The organism is Leptospira semungkisensis, from assembly GCF_004770055.1.
Taxonomy (GTDB): Bacteria; Spirochaetota; Leptospiria; order Leptospirales; family Leptospiraceae; genus Leptospira_B; species Leptospira_B semungkisensis.
In genome coordinates this window covers 317,155-335,511 of record NZ_RQEP01000018.1, presented here as the reverse complement: position 1 = coordinate 335,511, position 18,357 = coordinate 317,155, and the positions used below count along the sequence as shown (strand labels likewise).

Sequence of the window (18,357 nt, the reverse complement as noted above, 5' to 3'; positions counted from 1 at the left end):
CATTTTAGAATCAATTGTGCAATTTGGCGAAATGTAATCAATGCAAAGAGAGTAAGATGTAGAGAGTGATGGTGCAAACGAATGAGACCTCGCTTCTTTTGTGAAAAAAGTAGGATGATCTCAAATATTTAGCGCTGGTGATGACTTAATCGTATCGCTCTTGGGATAAACGAAAAGGAAATATTATGCAAGGAAAATGGAAGGAGGGAATTCCTTTAAAGTGATGTCGGCCCTTAAGCGAATCAGAAGCGCAATAAGAATGATTCCTAATACACGTGTGCCTTCCCGCTATTTGTATTTTGCAGTCATTTGTTTCTTCTCATTTCATTCACCTTCCATAAATAGCCAGTCTGTCGCTAAGGCTCAGGGAACTAAGACAAAGATCCCTTTAAATTTAGATCGAGCGATCTTGATTGGAACAACGAATAACGTATTATTGCGAACTATTGAATCGAAGAAGGAAATTACGAAATTAGTAATTACCGAAAAATGGAGGGAGTTCCTTCCTAAAGTAGGAGTTCAATACATGGGACTTCGAAATACAAATGTCGGCTCGATAGATAATTTATATAACGATGTGCGTTTAACAGTCCAGCAGCTAGTCTTTGACGGCGGGGAAGCAAGTCTTCAGGTAGAAATTGCTCGATTGGGCGAAGCTTTGAACGAGCAAGATTTTAAAGTAGGTGCTGTAAAGCTCAAGCTTGATATCCAAAAGGCGTATTTAAAGACGCTCTCTGCAAAGGGGAAGATTCTTTTAGGACAGAAAGTCGTAGAGAAAATGAATGAATCGCTTAGGAAAGCCAAGGCAGAATTTGGCCAGGGTTTGATCTCGCGTATCCAGTATTCCGAAGTAACAAATAAAGTTAAGCAGTCTCAATTGACTCTTCTGAAATATAAGAACGAATATAATCAGACTGCATTAGAGCTAAAGCAAGTATTGTCTCTTGATTTCCATGTGGAGCTAGATCTAGAAGAGAATCTTTTCACTGATTTTGTATTGAGCATTCCTCAGATCGATTCGGAAGAGGCGGTAATACGCGCGATGAATACCCGAGAGGATCTTAAAAAGTCCCAACTAGTCATTAAGAGATTAAAAAATGAAAAGAAGATCGCTGATAACTACTGGGTGCCTAAGGTTTATTTGGGTGGTTATGCAGGTAAGAACGGGAATGATTTCCCCTTAAAGCACGATATATACGGACTCAATTTTAATTTTGTTCTCCCGCTTGGCAGCACTGTCGTTCAATCCAACGGAAATTTAGGGGTTCAGAAAGATGGAACAGGTATCCAAACCTATCCTGGTTTTGGTAACCAAACTGTCGGTCCAGGTATTAACGGTTATGAATCTAGTAGGATCCAATTCTTCGATAATCTCTCTTATTCCAGAAAAATTATGGAAGGAGAGGTTCAATTATCAGAAGCACTGATGAACTATAAGAATCTTGAAAATCAGATCGGAATAGAAGTTCAGAAGAGCGTAGATCGAGTCAACGAATCCTGGGAAATGATGAAGATTTCTAACTCAGGCGTTATCCTAAACTGGGAAACCTTAAGGGTGGGTAACGTTAAATTAGGGGCAGGACAATTTAGAAAGGAAGATGTCTTAAGCTCCGAATTGGAATTCTTAAAATCCCAGCAGGAACTAACTGATTCTTTAGCAAACTATATGATCAGTTTATATGAAATGTCTTTCGCAGCGAATATTGATCTAAGCGTTAAGAAACTTATTCAGTATGAAAAAGGCAAAGGGAATTCAGTGATCGCGGCTTTACTTTTCGATCGGGATCCCAGAAAGGCGATCGGAGTGGATGCTCCGGGAGAATAAGGGATATTCTTGGAAATTCCTAATTGAAGTATTATTGGATCGGTATGGAAGAAATATGTTTAGTTCACTGAAACAACGAAAAGTTACGTTATTTTTGGTTTTAACCTTTGCTACAGCGTTGGTCGGACAGTGTCAGAATTTATCCAAGAGTCTTTTAAAGTTAGATCCTTTCATTGGAGAAGCTGAACCACCTAAAGTCCTCTTCAGTAATCCTGTAACAGGAACTCAAAATCTTCCGACGAATCAAACGTTTTCTATCGGCTTTAGTAGAGCGATGAATGTTAATAGCTGTCAGACAGCATTTACCATGTCTCCAGCTACCTCAGGATTTTTTGGAAATACAGACGGAATTATCCTTACCTTTTCTCCTTCTGCGGCCTTGAACAACGGTACATATACTTTTACACTTACTAAAGCTTGTGAGGACACAAATGGAATGGATATAGCCAATCCATTTAGTGCATCTGTTACTATTGGAGGTTCCGGCGGGACTTTGGGAACGAATCCTAGTGTGGCGAACATGTACGTATATGCCGGAACGACCTCTGCATGTAATACTGGAAACGCATCTCTTACCGATTTCTTGAATCAATCGGTCGTGAATGCTTGCCAAGGAAATCCGAATCAGAATCAGATTGTTCTTAATTTTTCTAGGCCGATGGATCCTAATACGACCCTTTCTGCGATATCGATTAGCCCAAATGTTTCGGGTAGCTATGTTTGGACTTCGAATGCGATACTAACGTTCACACCTGATAATGCGCTCACGTTTAATCAACGCTATACGGTAACCGTTGGCGGGTCAGCTACCGATTCGGGCGGTATTTTGATGAAACAAACCTATCAGTCTAGTTTCTTAGTTGGTTCTGGAAATGCTTCTCCAACTGCCTCTTCGGTTACTGTGCTATCAGGTTCTTTAGCCGGTTGTCAGGCGGGAATCGGAAGTGCTTCAAATATTCTAACTGGGAATATAACGAATGCATGCTTAGGGAACCCGACATCGAATTCGGTCGTATTCAATTTTAGTCTTCCGATGGATACGCAGAGCGCTCAAAACGCGATCTCTTTCTCTCCGTCGATCTCTGGAAGTTTCGCTTGGTCCAATGGAAATCAAACTTTGACTTTCACTTCCGACGCAACACTCGGATTCGGAACAAGGTATACTGTTGTTATTGGGACTTCTGCGTTGAGTGCAAGTCTGGTGCCGTTTGCTCAAGCATTGAGTGCCTCATTTGTCGCGGGAGCGATCAATCCTTCTCCTTCCGTTCAGGCGGTAGGATTGGTGAGTCAACCTGGATGCTCTCAATCTTTTCCGGGATCGGGTAGTTCAACCGGAGGGAATTGGCTACTCGGATTCTGCTGGTGGGATTATTCTCAGCAGGTTCTTTCTCCGAGTGCATATCAATTCCGAGGCGGTGATAACGGCAATAACGACTCGGCTTCCTGCGCAAATCAAACGACGGACGATTTTAGGATTATCTTTAATAATTATATGGATCCTGGTACTACTATCAACGCTATTACAGTAAGTAGAATTACCGGAACCTCAACCGTTATCAGATTATCTACATGGACTTGGAGGGATTGCCAAGCGGCGTATCCTTTCGGATGTCGTGTTTTGGATCTAGAGTTTTCTGAAATTGAATCAAGCTGTGGTGGAAGCAGTTCATTCGGCGCTTCCGGAGATTATAATATGAGCCGTGCGGGATTTGATTTTACGACGACCATCCCTTATACGCCTATCGCAGTAGATCCGAATGGTCCTGTTTATACAATCCAGGTCTCGAATTCTGCCACTGATATTTTCGGACGATCAATGACGGCGCCATTCTCATTCTCGTTCGTAAGCCAGTAGGGTTATCGTTTCTCTTTATTATATATCGATAAGGAATATATCAATGAAATTGAAGTTATTCGTAGTTATGTGCGTTTTGCTCATCGTAGGTTGTGATTATTTTAATACTGGAACGGTCCGGGTTGCGACGAAGAGAGAATCGGTTAAATCTGTCTATCTGCTGGGTTATATCGAGAACCGGGATACACATTTCGATCCGTTCAATACCAAAAATCTGACCAGTATGCTAAAATTCGAATTACTGGACGCAGGGTATGGGATCTTATTAATAGACGATTACGTTAAATCTGGGGATGATTCGAATTCAAAAAAGGAATCGACTAGCGCAAACGATGCCAGTAAGGCGCTGCTTGCAGGTGATGCCAATGCTCTCAAAGGTGGTGATTTCGGTTCTCGGATCTTGAAAGAATCGGAGATCAAATCTTTTCAAGGGGTTGCGAATTTCGATTATTTGATCCAAGGAGCTATTGCGATGGGTGATAATCGGAAGCTTTTGGACAAAACGGAGAGTGGAATCGTCTTTTTGGAGATTTTTGATAAGTCGGGAAAGATCGTAACAAGCATTAATTATACGATCGAAGGCAAAGTCTTGACGGAGCCTGAAATGTTAAAGGCGATCTGTTCTAAGATCATAGATAAAATTGATAAAAGGGAAGAAAAAAAGCCTTGGTGGAAAATCCTATAAAGTTCTCGTTTCGCTCCGGTGTTAGGCAGATTTCAATCTGCGCAGCTATATTACTTTTTCTTGTTTCGTTTTCTAATTGCGGCTCGGACGAAAAAGTTTTAGAAGAAAAATACAATAAGGCTCAACGTTTTTTCTGGATGAATAAACGAGCAGATGCAACTAAGCTGCTTAAAGAGATCTATGATGAGAAACCTGGTTATAGAGATGTAATCTTTATTTTGGGAAAAGCATACTATTACGATCTTAAATTCCCGGATGCAATCCGCCTATTTCAAGAAGCCTGGGATAAGGATCCGGATAATATTTCTGCTCTTTTGTGGATCATTAAGACTCAATTCGCTGCAGGAATTCGAGACAAGGCTTTTTTGGAGAATATCCAAACCTACGCTAAACACGATCCAGCAAATATCGAACTTTTGTTTATTAATGGAAGGATATTAGAGGAAGCCGGAAAAACCGATCAGGCAATTCAAAGTTATAACCAAGTCATTATGCAAACATTACCTCTTGCTCTTTCGCATAAGAGATTAGCTGAGATATATAAAAAGGCAAATATTCCTCAAAAAGCCTCTTTTCATGAGAGGAAATTTGAAAACCTTACTGCCAAAGAATAATAATAACCGAATATAATTCAAAACGGATTCTCTATGTCAAAAATATGGTCTTTACTATTCGGTAAACGCGGAAGAGTGATACTGTTCGTAATCAGTATCTATTTGGTTCTTTATATTTTCTATTCTAGATATTCCAAAACCAATCCAAACTCATTCGCTTCGAAAACAGGATCCGTTCTCTTTAAACCTCTCCAATTTGGAAAAAAAGATAGGGAGCTTGGTCAGGAAGAAATCTCCGAGTTGAAAGCGATATCCGTATCGGCGAAGCAGATCGAGTCCAAACTGATCTCTCCTAATATCGACGTTTCTGGCTTGGTCGATTTCACCGATAAAGTCGATCTCTATTCTAAGATTGGCGGAAGATTAGAAAAGATCTTCGTAAGAGAAGGCGAGGATGTCTCAAACGGTCAAAAGCTTTTCCAAGTCGAAACTCTCCAAATGGAGTTGGAGTTAATGAAGCAACAGGCGACCCTTGAATCTTCCAGATCCCAGGTCCGATTAGCTAGAGAAAAATATGAAAAGGCTAAAATGGGTGTGTTTGCCAAATTACAGGAGATGGAAAAAAGCAAGGTCGTCTTTGAAAAGGCTAAGGAAGAGTTAGAGAAGACTAAGAACACTTTTTTCGGCATCGAAGAGGTTTATAAGGTTGGTGGCTTAAGCAAGGAAGAATTCGAAACGGCGAAGCTGAATCTAACTGCCAAAGAATCCAATTTTAGTATCGCGAAGCGTGATTTGGAAATCCATAGCATCGGCTTTAGGGATGAGGATATTGTTCGTAACGGGTTTTCGATACCGAAATCGAGTGAAGAGAGACTTAGTCTTTTAAAGGAAATCAATACTGAGATTGAAAAGGCAGAGCTTGCAGTTGCTGAAGGAGTAATGCATTCTCACGAAGCTCAGGTTAATTCTACTAAAACAATGCTTAAAGAAGCAATTGTATATTCTCCGATCAAGGGGGTTATCGCGAAGAGATATAAGAATGAGGGAGAACTACTCTCCAGCTCAGCTTCAAGTCAGCCTGCGTTAACAGTCGTAAATATAGATAAAGTGTATGCTGTATTTAATATTACAGAAACTGAATCTACTATCCTTAAAAAAGGGATGAGGGTCGAATTTACCGCAGATGTATTTCCTGATAGTAGATTTTCAGGGAAAGTAGTTATGGTGAGTCCCCTTGTTGACCAAAAGGCTCATACGGTAGAAGTAAGAGCAATCGTCGATAATTTAGGCAAGAAATTGAAGCCAGGTATGTTCATTAGAGCGAATATCGTTTTAGGCAGTCCGACTGCTACTATCTTAGTTCCGTTAACCGCTCTTGTGTCGGACGAATCCGGTAAGACTTCTGTCTTTTTGGTTAAAGATGGCCGTTGTTTTGCAGTGAATGTTCAAGCTGGCAAGAAGCACGGAGACGAAGTGGAAATTACAAGCGGACTGCAGAATAATGATTTGATCCTGCTAGATAAACTCTCCCAGCTAAGGGATGGAATGCCCGTAAATCCCACAATCCTCCGTTGATGGAAAGTATCCTAAAATTCTGCGTTCGTAAGCCTGTTACCGTTTCGATGGTATGGGCAGCGTTCATCTTATTCGGTTTATTGGCATTAGGTAAGTTGAAGATCAACTTAATGCCAGAATTAGAATTTCCGAAAATCACGATCGTTACGTATTACCCGAATTCTTCTGCTGAGGAAGTAGAGAATCTGATCACGAAACCCATTTCGGATTCCTTAGGCACGATCGGAGGAGTAGAGTCTGTTAGTTCTGAATCGATGGAAGGAATGTCGGTTGTCACTGTGCAATTCTCCAATCATACTTCTATTGATTACGCTATTATAGATGTACGGGAAAAGATCGATTTAGTTCGGGATGGTCTTCCTCAAGACGCGAGTAAGCCGATGGTAACTCGGTTCGATCCTTCCCAAGCTCCTTTTGAGGAAATTGTGATCTTTCCGAAAGAGGGAATCAAAGAGAAGGATCTGAGGAATTTTCTTTCGGATAACGTAAAGGTCTATTTTGAGCGGATCGAGGGTCTGGCTGCAGTTCAATTTTCTGGCGGTTATAAGAAGGAAGTCTCGATTGAGATCGATTCCGAGAAGATGAACGCCTATAATATTTCTTTATTTGATATTCGTAAGTCTATTTCACTTGCAAATGTTAGTTATCCTGCGGGTACATTGCCAGTCGGTGATAAGGACTATCTTGTTCGTGCAGTCGGTGAATTTAAATCAATCGAAAGCCTGGGCGAAGCAATCGTTGGGAATAACACGCAAGGGGTTCCAATCCGTCTATCCTCATTTAGTAATATTCGGGAAGGATATAAGGAAAGAACGGGTATTGCAAGGTATAACGGTAGAGATTGCGTAATCGCTTATCTTTATAAGGAGTCCGGAAAGAATTCAGTTGAGATATCCGAAAGAGTTCGTAATGAACTTGGGGTCATAAATAAAAAATTCGCGAGAGAGATCTCTGCAGAGATTGTTTACGACGAATCGAAATTTATCAGCGAATCAATCTCGGGTGTAACCGGTTCTTTAATCTCCGGTATGATCTTGGCTTTCTTGGTATTAGTATTTCTATTAAGAAATCTTAAAAGTCCGATCATCCTTTTGACTGTTATTCCGGCGAGCTTATTCTCAACTCTATTGCTATTCTATATTTTCGGGATTTCTTTGAATATGATGTCCTTGGGAGGAATGGCCTTAGGGATAGGGATGTTATTCGATACGAGTAACGTCGTTTTTTCAGCAATAGAACGAAATTTGACAAGGGGCGCCGCCGTCAAGGACGCTGCAGTCCGTGGTACATTGGAAGTCACAGGCTCAGTTGTTTCTGCGACGTTAACCACTGTTATCGTATTTTTACCCATTATTTTCTTTAAAAGTATTATTGGGATTGTCTTCGGTGAAATGGCGCTGGCTATTACGATCGCTCTTTTTATGAGCCTTTTTGCATCCATTACACTCATCCCAATGTTAACCTCAGTTCTTTATGCGATCCCGATGGAGCCTAAATTCCTAAGAGAATCAGTATTTAAACGTTCTGAGGAATTTCATAGAGAGGTCCTGACGAAGTATGAGGGAAGGCTTTCTCGTTATTTAGAAAATCCTAAACCTTTGTTTTCGATCATAGGCCTATTGTTTGTTTTTTCTTGTCTTTTTGTTTTTCTTTTGCCGATGGAGTTTATTCCAAGAGTAGATACGGGAGAGTTCTCGATCATTGTGAAAACGAGGAATGGCTCCTCCTTGGAGACTACCTCGGAGGTTGTTCGGTCTGTCGAAGCTACTCTTTTGAAAGAAGGGGATGTCCGAAGCGTTATATCCCGAGTCGGATTTGAAGAAGATCAGATCGCAAGCCGTCGTAAGGGAAATTGGGGTACAAACCGAGCTATCGTCCGAGTAGTATTGAAGGATAACGCTAGACTTTCTTCTGCAGGCTTTATTTCCAAGATTCGTAAGAATCTTAAATTCGCAGACGAAGTGGAGATCCATTTCGAGAATAGCGGTGATGTTCTATCTTCTGTGGTTTCTCCCGATTCGAATGGCTTAAGTTTGGAAATCCAAGGCGAGGATCTTGCGACATTAAGCGATATCGGGCGGAATTTGAAAGAAAGACTTTCTAAGGTTCCGGGGATCAGGGACGCGAGAGTTAGCATGGAGGATAAATCCGCTGAATTCTCCCTTAGTTTTGATCCTGTTAAATCGAGTATATTCAATCTTTCTAATGATTATCTTTCTAATTATCTCCGTATGGCAAATTACGGGTCCGTTATCACCAAGGTAAAACTTGCTAGTAAGAATTGCGATGTACGCTTATTCTTTCAGAAACAGGATGTGAATTCCTTAGAAAAGATTATGGGGATGAGTGTTCAATCCCCCCAAGGAAATCTGATCCAGTTGTCGCAAATTGGTCGTGTAGACAGATTGGATTCTCCTTTGTCCATTATTAGATCGGGGAATTCGAGGGTGAATCTTGTTACTGCGGATGTAGATTTCGGCGAATCCAATGATCCGTATGGTACAGTCAAAGATACGATCGCTAAATTGCAATTACCGGAAGGATATCGGATTAGATTTTCAGGTGAGCAAGAGAATATAGATAAGTCATTTGGAGATCTCACTTTCGGATTTGTTTTGGCGATCTTACTGATCTATATGCTCTTAGCTAGTCAGTTCGAGTCCTTATTATATTCGCTTATCATGATATGTGTAATCCCGGTGATGTTTATCGGGATCTTTCCTGCCCTTTTTCTTTTTGGGAAGAGCTTGAACGTAAGCTCTTTTATGGGGATTGTATTGTTACTCGGAGTGGTCGTGGATAACGCGGCATTGTACTACGAATATGTTCATTTGCTGAGTAAGGAGAATATTCCCCTTAAGAAGGTAATCACAGACAGCGGCAAGATCGTGCTAAGGCCTATCCTGATGAACAATGCGACTACGATCCTTGGCTTGTTCCCGATCATGCTTGAATTGCAAAAAGGGACCGAATTTCAATCGCCTATGGCGATTGTGGTGATCGTGGGGTTGTTCACTTCCTTCTTCTTTAGTTTGTATTTGATTCCGGTCTTATTCTTTTATCTATTACGGAACCGCCGGAGTTAGGCATGTTCTCAGAGGGCTCTCATTTTTTTAGCGAACGCCCGCTGACGATCTCCATGATCTTAGGAGGTTTGCTTCTTTTTGGGATTTTGGCCTTTTTGAAAGTCCCAGTTACCCTTTTTCCTTCAGCAAGTTATCCAGGGCTTTCTGTGTCTGTTGAGTATCCGGGCGCCGATGTGCATCTCGTAGAAGAGACTCTAACGATCCCGATCGAGGAAATGGTATCGAGTGTTGGCGGAATAGAAGAGATGCGTTCTTTTGCCGAGAGGGGAAGAACTGAGATCAATTTGGAATTCCAGAAAGGTGTTAATCTAGATCTGAAGAGCTTGGAAATACGGGAAAGGATTGATGCTGTTGCCGGAAATTTTCCGAGAGAGGTCCATAAGCCGTTGATCTTTCAGTATGATCCAGACCAGAAACCGATCCTGATCATATCGATTGAGAGCAAGAAGTTCGATTTTATTACTCTTAGAAGCATTGCCGATCATGAAGTGAAGAGTTATTTGGAAAATATAGAGGGAGTGAGTAAGGTCGCTGCCTCGGGTGGTAAGGTTCGCGAAGTGCTGGTCGCATGCGATCTTCAGAAATTGAGAGCACACGGAGTAGATCTTCAGGAAATTCAAAGAGTAATCCAGGCAAACAACCAGTCGGCATCCATCGGTTCGGTTCAGAAGGAAGGACTTAAATATAATCTTTTTCTTTCAGGTAAGTATAGATCGATACGAGAGATCCAGAGACAGCCCATTTTTTCAAAGGAGCAGAATCGGATCTTTTATTTAGAGGATGTTGCAGATGTTTCTTTTTCTTTTCAGGACGAAGCAAGTGCATCGAGGCTCAGCGGGAAGGAGATCGTCAGTATCTTTGTATATAAATCCTCGGTTGGAAATATATTAGATATTGCAAAAGCAGTTCAGGGCAAGCTTGAAGGATTAAAGATCCCGGATGTAGATTTTCGGATCGTTTATGATCAGTCCGATTCGATCCGAAAGACGTATTCGAACGTGGCAGTTTGCTTTTTAGCAGGTGTGATCCTTATGTTTGTTCTAATGCAGAAGTTCGAAAAGAACGCTTTTACGGATACGAGGCTTACGATCCTTTTGCAATTCCCGCTGAATTTTTTCATTATCCAGTTTCTTCTTTTTCTTTTGAAAGTGGAATTCGACTTGATCATCGCAGGCGCGGAGATTGTCGGTTTTGGGGTATGGCTATTTATTTATAAGTTCCTATGTGAGAGAAAGGATCCAGGAGTTGGAATATTCAAATTCAGGAATACTCTAGGAGAGTTGATCAGCTTTGTAATCGTTGTTTTAGCACTTTGTCTTCCGTTGTATTATTTGGATAGAGATACTGGGCAGTCTACTCTTCGGTTAGGCGTATTTTTATCCTTATTTGTTTCGCTTTCTTATGTTCTATTTATTCCGTTGCATGCCTCGATCAAAATGGTACGAGAACGGTATTTTAGATCCTATCATTCTGTTCCTGTTGCGAATACTGTTCAAGATAAACCGAGCCGTTTGATCCGTCCAGGAAACAGACTGTTTGCGATTCTCTATATTGCGATTCTTTTGTTCGGAGTCTTTAGACTAGTTCAGGCAAATAAGGAACTGTTCTATTCTGCAGAGAGTAAAAGGATTATAGGTTATGTGGAATTGCCTGCGGGATTTAATTTTCCTCAGACGAATTCAATTACCAAGAATATAGAGGCTAAGATCGCAGGAACGGAAGGGGTTGCCGATGTTACTTCAAAGGTGGAGCCTGGCCATTCTTTGCTAGTAATCAATGTGGATGAATCCAAGTCGAAGCCTGATGATCTGATCCAGGATCTTAGAAAGAATATAGGAAATGTTGATCCGGCATTCTGCTATTTTTCGAGAGAGTCGGAGGGTTCGAGATATAAAGAAATTAGAATGGATGCATTGGGAGATGATTACGATAAACTGGACTCGCTGACAAAGGATCTAGCGAATCGGGCCTCGGATCTACTTGGCACGAGTGATACAGTCCTGAATTATAAATCCCCTAGAGATGAATTGGAACTTTCCTTAAATAATAATAAGGCATCCGGATCGTCTTTGAACCATTCGGAAATCGCTAATTTTTTGAAAACAGCCATTCAAGGTTCTGTTGTATCTAAGTATGTGGAAGAGAATAGAGAATTGGATATTAAGATCAGAGCGAAGGAAGAATTCCGAAACTCGGTCACTAGCGTAGAAAGGTTCGTAGTTAAGAATCAAGTTGGTAAATACGTTCCTATTCCGGAGGTTTCTTCGAAGACTGAAACGAAGTCACCGGCAAGGATCTCTCGTAAGAACAAGAAGAGAGTTCTTTCTTTTTCTTTGAGAGCTTCGGAAGACTCGTATCGCGCATTGCAAGCGAAGGTCTTGGATGAGTTGAATCAAGGCCTTCCCGAAAATTATCATGTGGAATTGGGCAGAAGTGTTGAGAAGGCGATAGAGGCTGAGAATCGTCTTTATATTGTTATCGCTTTTTCTTTTCTTCTCATCTATATGGTTTTTGCTTCTTATTTCGAATCATTAACGAGACCTTTCGAGGTGATCGCTACTATTCTATTCGTATTCTTTCTAAATCTGATTTGCAGTAGTCTCCTTTTTGGGAAGATCTCATTGCCTGTTTATTTGGGTTTGCTTTTGACGATTGCACTTGTTTCCTTTCAGATCCTTTGTTTAGGAAAGATACTGAAGGATACAGGGTCGGGTTTCAAGAGAGAGATCTATCTTGTTCTCTGTGCTTTGTTTTTATTTCAGATCCTATTTTCGAGAGAAGGGGGACGGTTCCTAATGGAATTAGAGACTACTTTATTGCTTGGGATCGGACTTTCTTTGGCGTTTACTCCATCGATCTTTTTCCGTTTCGAAGAATTCTTTCGGAGAGGGCAGAGCTTAGAACTCAGACCTTTGCCGATCCAGAACCAGGAGCCGGTTTTTTTCGAGGAAGTTAAACCTCCGATAAAAAAGGCAAAGAAAGCGAAGAAAAAATAAACGAGATCATTCAATATCTTTATAAGGAATATTATGGGATTCTTAAATACATTCTTTAGTAAAATAAAGACACTCGAGCGAAAAGAAATCGCAGAAGGGATCCGGTCCTTTCTTTTTCCATTCCGTTGGAAAAATTATGCGATCGTGTCCGTGTTACTGCTCGTGTTTCTTATTATTTGTCTGCGGATCTATAATGCTCCTAAGTGTGTATACCGGGATTGCAAGAATGGGTTGTCCAAGCTGGAATATAGCGACGGTGGAATGTATGAAGGCGTACTGCAGGATTCTAAGCCAAATGGAAAGGGAGTCTTCTGGAATGAGAAGGGAGACTATTACGCTGGAGAATGGTTACAAGGCTTGAAGCATGGAATGGGTACGTATCGGTATCCTAACGGTTCCTCGTATGAGGGTAGATTTGTGATGAACCGTAAAGAAGGTAATGGAACTTTTACATGGGCGGACGGGACCTCTCTGAAAGGACTTTGGGTTGCCGATCGGCCAGAGGGAAATGGGAGTTTAACGTTGCCAGACGGGACAGTGCTTGGTGGCGAATATAGAGAAGGTCGTATCTTTAATGGGAAGGGGATCTTTGTCTATCCGGATGCTTCGAGGTATATTGGTGGATGGAAAGATGGTCGGAAGCACGGGAAAGGAATATTGATGGGACCTTTAGGCACTATTATTTTCGAAGGGGATTGGGTGGACGGAGAGAGAAAGTATCCGGGACCGGTAGCTCCTTCTGAAACGGAAGAAAATAACGAGCCTCATCCTCATAAACAAGAGAAACATTCTAAAAAAGGTAAGAAGAAATGAACGGAATAAAAGATAGAATCATCGCTTTATTAAAAGATAATATTTATACCAGGGCTTTCTTTCGGAATTTAAACTATCAGCTGCATCCGGAAGAGATAGCAAAAATGAGTCCTCAAGCCTTCTTGAAGGATAGTGTCCGTATTTTCTTACTCTTTTTAGTTACCTATGTTGTTTGTAATTTTTTGCTCTCATTTATCCATTTGGATTTCTTGAACCGTTATGCGGCGAGGATGTTGGAGCTGTATACTCAGAAGAGGATCAGTTGGTCTCTTTATTTGATGAATACATTTCCATATAGCATTCTGTTTTTGGCGGGATTTAGCGTAATCTTTCAAGTTTATGTGGCGATCGTAAGCTTTGCATCCTTGTGGGTTTTGGGAGAATCGGACAGGTCCTTTGCTAGAATGTTAGGGATCGCATTTTCTACCGGGGTTTATGTGTTGTTGTCCTTTTTTCCCATTTTGGTTTTGTATAGTATAGCGCCACGTTCTATCCAACATGATGTATTTCAAATGACGTTCTATCTAGGATTGAATGCCGCCTTTTTTATTATTGGATCTGCGGCTCAAAGTGTATTCTATATTCGGATGAGCCGGACTCTATTTAGTCAGACTACTGGTAGAGCGATCCTGACCTGGCTTGGACCATTCTTGTTCTTTGTGATCGTATTCTTTGCGAGCGTGTGATCGATCTTAGGGATCGTTTTGGAGTTAAAGGATTTGGTATAGAATGGGCCCCAGGAAAGGGGCCCGAAGGGTGTTTTAGTTTACTTGGACAATGATTGCTGGATCAGCTGGAGGTGCTCCTGCAAAGTAGAGAGTATATGTTCCAGGTATGACGGCAGTGAAAGTATTCGTTGAAGAACCATTTAACCCATTTCCGCCCCCTCCAGAAAAGTGAGCTGCATCATCTCCATCCGGGGAATTGTTCGTATTGATTGGGCATGTGCCTACGTATGTATCGTAAGTCATCGTGTCTGCTCCTGGGATTGTGATGGTTACTTGATCACCAGCACCGACAACGATCATAACTGCACCTACGGAAAGCGCGTTGCTAACTCGGCTAAAAGGCACTGTGTTAATATTTCCACTTGTGATTGTTTTCTTTGTAACGTAATGAGCTACGCCGTTGAATGTGACCTTGCAATCCAGGATTTCCTGGAAGCTTTGGTAAGTGAGAAAACTAGATGTCGTATCGTCACTGCTGTCATGGCAGGACGAAAGTGAAGCGAGAAGAAGAATTGTAGCTGGGATTGATTTCCAAATTTTCATATATGAATAAAAAACTCCTTATTTATAAACCACGGCAACATCGTTAGGCCGTATTGTCGAGAAAAATCATCTTAAGCATTCCTTTTGTATCTTATTTGGGATAATTTGGTTCTTTTTCGCGTTTTTTCTTTTGTGTTTATTATTGCAAAAATATGTTTCGAGAGAATGTTACGTTCAGGGAATTTTTACTCTTTCTCCGGTCCTGTCTGCGTATAGGTCTTAGGGGATATGTTTTTATATGTCAGGTATTGGTACGATTTTTACAGTCCGTTATTCGCTTTTTACCAATCTAGCCATTGTCTTTTTTAGTTTGTCCTTCTTCTCTTGTTCTCCGAATCGCCAGAACTATAGTCTTTTATCCGCCTTAGAACAGATGATCGTGGGATTGATTGGAGGCTCCGGTGGTGGAGGTGGAATCATCACTCCTCCCGGTAACGGACTTGGTTCTTTTACTCCAGGTGAATCTATCAACTTGAATAATAGTTCAGGACCAACTGTGAACGGAGTGATCATTGATCCGAGTGGTAGTGGAAAAGCATTAGGTATTTCTACTCAAGGGAATGGTGTCCCGAACCTGATCTTTCTTTATCCGAATAATTCTAGCAGTCCGAATGCTGTTGATATAAACGGGGATGGTGCGCCAGATTATTATCTATGCTATCTGTCTAACGGTTCCGTGAATTTAACTACCGGTAGTAATTGTTCCGGTAATACAGTTACTATCTATCCCAATCAGGGTTTTGATATTAATGGAGATGGTGTTGTGGATAATCCGATGATCGCGCGTTTGGCGGCGGATGTAATTTCACCGAGTAGTTCGATCTCTCCTAATCCTGGATCCTATGGAGGAGTGCAAATAGCGACTATCGTGTGTGCCGATAACGTTGCTCCTGGGAATATCGCTTATACGATCGATGGTAGTACTCCTGCTTATTCTCCTCAAAACGGCACGATCACGAATCCTCCGAAAACGACTGTGACAATCGGAGGGAATGGAGATGGCACTTATGCAATCAAGTATAGATGCAGGGATTTGGCCGGAAATATCGAGAATGTGAATACTGCTTCTTATGTGATCAATCATAATATCCCGAATGTGAGTATCGTGACACCAGCTTCTTCTTTCTATTTGAGTTCTACCTCCGGGGCTGTTCAAACTGCAAGCTATGTTTGGAAGTCTACGCAAGTAGGGAGTTATAGTATTCGTCAGAATGCCACCGGTTGCACGGATGGAAATGTGATCGAGAGCGGTATGACCGGAGCAAATCAAAATAATACATCCTTTATTTCGGCTAACCAGTTGTCGGTTGGCCCGAATTCGATCTTTATTTGTGTAAATTCTGGTCTTGTTGGTCAGATCTCCTTTACCATTACTAGAGATGATACTAAACCAGTTATCGCTGCGAGTCCAGGGGCAGGGGGTTACGGCTATGACGGCGTTACTCCAGTATCTATTCAGTTAGCTTATGCAGATAATATTAATGTAAGTAGCGGTTACCAGATGGCTTATACTACTGATGGTAGCACACCAGCCATTAATTCTTTAACTGGGGCGATCACGAATGGGAATTCATTTCCGCCTCCGGCTGCTAGCACGATCGATCTGATCTCGAATACGAATCTGCAATTCATCGCAAGAGACCCGGCGGGGAATCTTTCTTTAGTAGGTTCTGCGGCCTATGTGATCGATTCTTCTCGTCCTACGATCCAAGTGAATGGTTATACTCCTTCGAATCAGGTCATAGACGGTTCGACGGCGTTTGGGATCAATTGGCAATTCTCCGGTACAGGGGCTTCGTATAAGGTACTGTTAGGTGGAAATCGCTGTACTGCATCTACTGTGAGTTCTATTGTGAATGGTGTGACAGTCACCAAGAATGTTTATTCTGGTCCTAGCGGGGCGCGGTATTCGAATACTGTGGATTGCGAATGCAATAATGGTTCTACTCCTACTGGAACGAGCACATTTATTAGTGGGAATGTGGTGACTGGGACTGCTAGCAATTCAGATATCAAAGTAAACACAGCAGTTAATACCAGCCTTGCGAATTTGAATTTTACTGCCGGCAAGAATTCACTGATTATCTGTGTTGGGAATCAGGCAAATCAACCGGAATACGGAATGCAGACAGGAAGTCAGACGATCAATGTTTGGAAGGATACCCAGGCACCGCTTCTTGTTTCAGCGACTCCTTCGGGAGGGGCAACGGATGTGAACCCGAATCCGGGTAAACTGACTTTGGTGTTTAGTGAGCCTTTGGATCCGACTTCAACTCCTAATTTGACTGTGCAAGTGTTTCAATACGGTTCGTGGGCGACGATTGATACGAGTAAGGCAAAATTTCAGTTCTTAGCTAGTTCGAATCAGCCGGATACTTTGGTTATATGGCTGCCTTCTATTTTCTTTCCGGAAAACGCATTGATCCAATGGTCCATCGCTGCCGGCACCTTGAAGGATGCGGCGAGTTTGGCTCTGGCAAGCACGATCACTCAGAGCTTTCTTACTACTACCTACGAAGTTGCAAATACCTATGCGCCTCCGATCTTACGGACGGGAACAGGGGAGGATTTAACATTCGGGGATGCTAAGGCGCAGAACCTGAGTAATACTGTTCCTGGAGGGCTCTGGAGCAATAGTTATCCAACTGATCTTGTAGTCTTTGATTATAATACTAAGCTTGTTTGGAAGAAGGATGAAGAGAATCTGAAGACTGATTTCTTCTCTGCAATCAATGGCTGTGCGAATCTAAATATTGCAAATAGCGGTGCTGGTTATGCAACTCTTACTAACTGGAGATTGCCAAGCGCTCAGGAGTTAGCTACTTTATCTATTTATGATGGAAGCAGTCCATCGATCGCTTCGGCTTCGGTATTCGGAAGTTTGAATGCGGCTCCTTACTGGACTTCTACTTTGTTTACCCCGACAGTTACTAATGCTTGGTACGTCGATTTTCAATATCCGGATCTTTATTTTGGTCCTGTCACTGCCTCGAATTGGGTTCGCTGTGTGTCCGGTGTTCCTGGCTCTAATCCTTTGGTTCCATGATGAATAGGTATTGCTTGAGATGATGAATCAGATTATTCGTTTTAGTTCTCTTGTTCGCGTCGCTACGATCCTATGCATGCTTGGGTTCAGTGGGATTGGAAAGGAGGTCTCTGCTCAGACAGCCAGATTCTCTGTGAACACAAATAGCGCTAGTGTGATCAACGATAATGTAACGAAGCTTTATTGGCAGCGTTGTATCTACCCCTATTCTTATTCTACGACTGCGAGTCCAGCAGGATGTCAGAAGAATAGTTCATTTCTTGGTGGAGTGGGTATGAAATGGACGAACGCGAAGACCTATTGTTCTCAGTACGGGACTAGCTGGAGAATACCTACTATTCAAGAGTTGAAGTCGATCATAGATAGGTCGGCTTATGCCCCCGCGTTAAACGGTATCTTTGATCCTGGACAGGCGTCGTCTGGGAATGGGGTCCCGGACTTTTTTTGGTCTTCTACTCCATATGCTCAGAATACGGGGAATATATGGACCGTGAATTTTTATTACGGGTATAGTTTTTATACGGCTGGAGCCAATAATACATATTATCTGCGGTGCGTGTCGGAAACCTCTCCTTAGGTGTTAGGTGTAGAAAGCGAATGTTCTTATTCTTAAGCGTAATATTGTTTTTAGTTCGGAATTCTAGTTTGATC

At 41.8% G+C, this 18,357-nt stretch carries 12 protein-coding genes; 11 read left to right on the top strand and 1 reads right to left on the bottom strand.

Annotated features, from left to right (window positions below):
- Positions 1-259: 259 nt before the first annotated feature.
- The 9 genes from EHO59_RS12945 (at position 260) to EHO59_RS12905 (ending at position 14,075) form a co-directional block, all read left to right on the top strand.
- Complete coding sequence (locus EHO59_RS12945; RefSeq protein WP_210413076.1) at positions 260-1,825, top strand: TolC family protein; 1,566 nt, start codon at positions 260-262, stop codon at positions 1,823-1,825.
- A 55-nt stretch (positions 1,826-1,880) separates the two neighbouring features.
- Positions 1,881-3,680 (top strand): Ig-like domain-containing domain, encoded by a 1,800-nt coding sequence (locus tag EHO59_RS12940; RefSeq protein ID WP_135589139.1) that lies wholly within the window; start codon positions 1,881-1,883, stop codon positions 3,678-3,680.
- A 43-nt stretch (positions 3,681-3,723) separates the two neighbouring features.
- Positions 3,724-4,365, top strand: a complete 642-nt coding sequence (locus EHO59_RS12935) for a lipoprotein (RefSeq protein WP_135588709.1) — start codon at positions 3,724-3,726, stop codon at positions 4,363-4,365.
- Between the two features lie 137 nt (positions 4,366-4,502).
- Positions 4,503-4,979 carry a tetratricopeptide repeat protein gene (locus EHO59_RS12930; protein WP_135588707.1) on the top strand — a complete coding sequence of 159 codons (477 nt, stop codon included), beginning with the start codon at positions 4,503-4,505 and terminating at the stop codon, positions 4,977-4,979.
- Between the two features lie 33 nt (positions 4,980-5,012).
- Complete coding sequence (locus tag EHO59_RS12925; RefSeq protein WP_135588705.1) at positions 5,013-6,494, top strand: efflux RND transporter periplasmic adaptor subunit; 1,482 nt, start codon at positions 5,013-5,015, stop codon at positions 6,492-6,494.
- Entirely contained in the window at positions 6,494-9,580 is a 3,087-nt protein-coding gene (locus EHO59_RS12920) for an efflux RND transporter permease subunit (protein WP_135588703.1), read from the top strand. The genes EHO59_RS12925 and EHO59_RS12920 overlap by 1 nt, the downstream gene beginning before the upstream one ends.
- 2 nt (positions 9,581-9,582) lie before the next feature.
- Positions 9,583-12,576, top strand: coding sequence for an efflux RND transporter permease subunit (locus EHO59_RS12915; protein ID WP_135588701.1), 2,994 nt, complete (start codon positions 9,583-9,585; stop codon positions 12,574-12,576).
- A gap of 33 nt (positions 12,577-12,609) precedes the next feature.
- Positions 12,610-13,389, top strand: a complete 780-nt coding sequence (locus tag EHO59_RS12910; RefSeq protein WP_246052898.1) for an MORN repeat-containing protein — start codon at positions 12,610-12,612, stop codon at positions 13,387-13,389.
- Positions 13,386-14,075, top strand: coding sequence for a hypothetical protein (locus EHO59_RS12905; RefSeq protein ID WP_246052896.1), 690 nt, complete (start codon positions 13,386-13,388; stop codon positions 14,073-14,075). Before EHO59_RS12910 ends, EHO59_RS12905 begins: the two co-directional genes overlap by 4 nt.
- Before the next feature lie 75 nt (positions 14,076-14,150).
- Here EHO59_RS12905 and EHO59_RS12900 read toward each other — a convergent pair whose 3' ends face one another.
- On the bottom strand, positions 14,151-14,660 hold the full coding sequence (locus EHO59_RS12900; RefSeq protein WP_135588699.1) for a hypothetical protein: 510 nt from the start codon (positions 14,658-14,660) through the stop codon (positions 14,151-14,153).
- Between the two features lie 238 nt (positions 14,661-14,898).
- Here EHO59_RS12900 and EHO59_RS12895 point away from each other — a divergent pair, with 238 nt between their 5' ends.
- Entirely contained in the window at positions 14,899-17,706 is a 2,808-nt protein-coding gene (locus EHO59_RS12895; RefSeq protein ID WP_135588697.1) for an Lcl domain-containing protein, read from the top strand.
- 19 nt (positions 17,707-17,725) lie between these two features.
- Positions 17,726-18,283: an Lcl C-terminal domain-containing protein gene (locus EHO59_RS12890; protein ID WP_246052895.1), complete on the top strand. Its 558-nt coding sequence runs from the start codon at positions 17,726-17,728 to the stop codon at positions 18,281-18,283.
- Positions 18,284-18,357 lie beyond the last annotated feature (74 nt).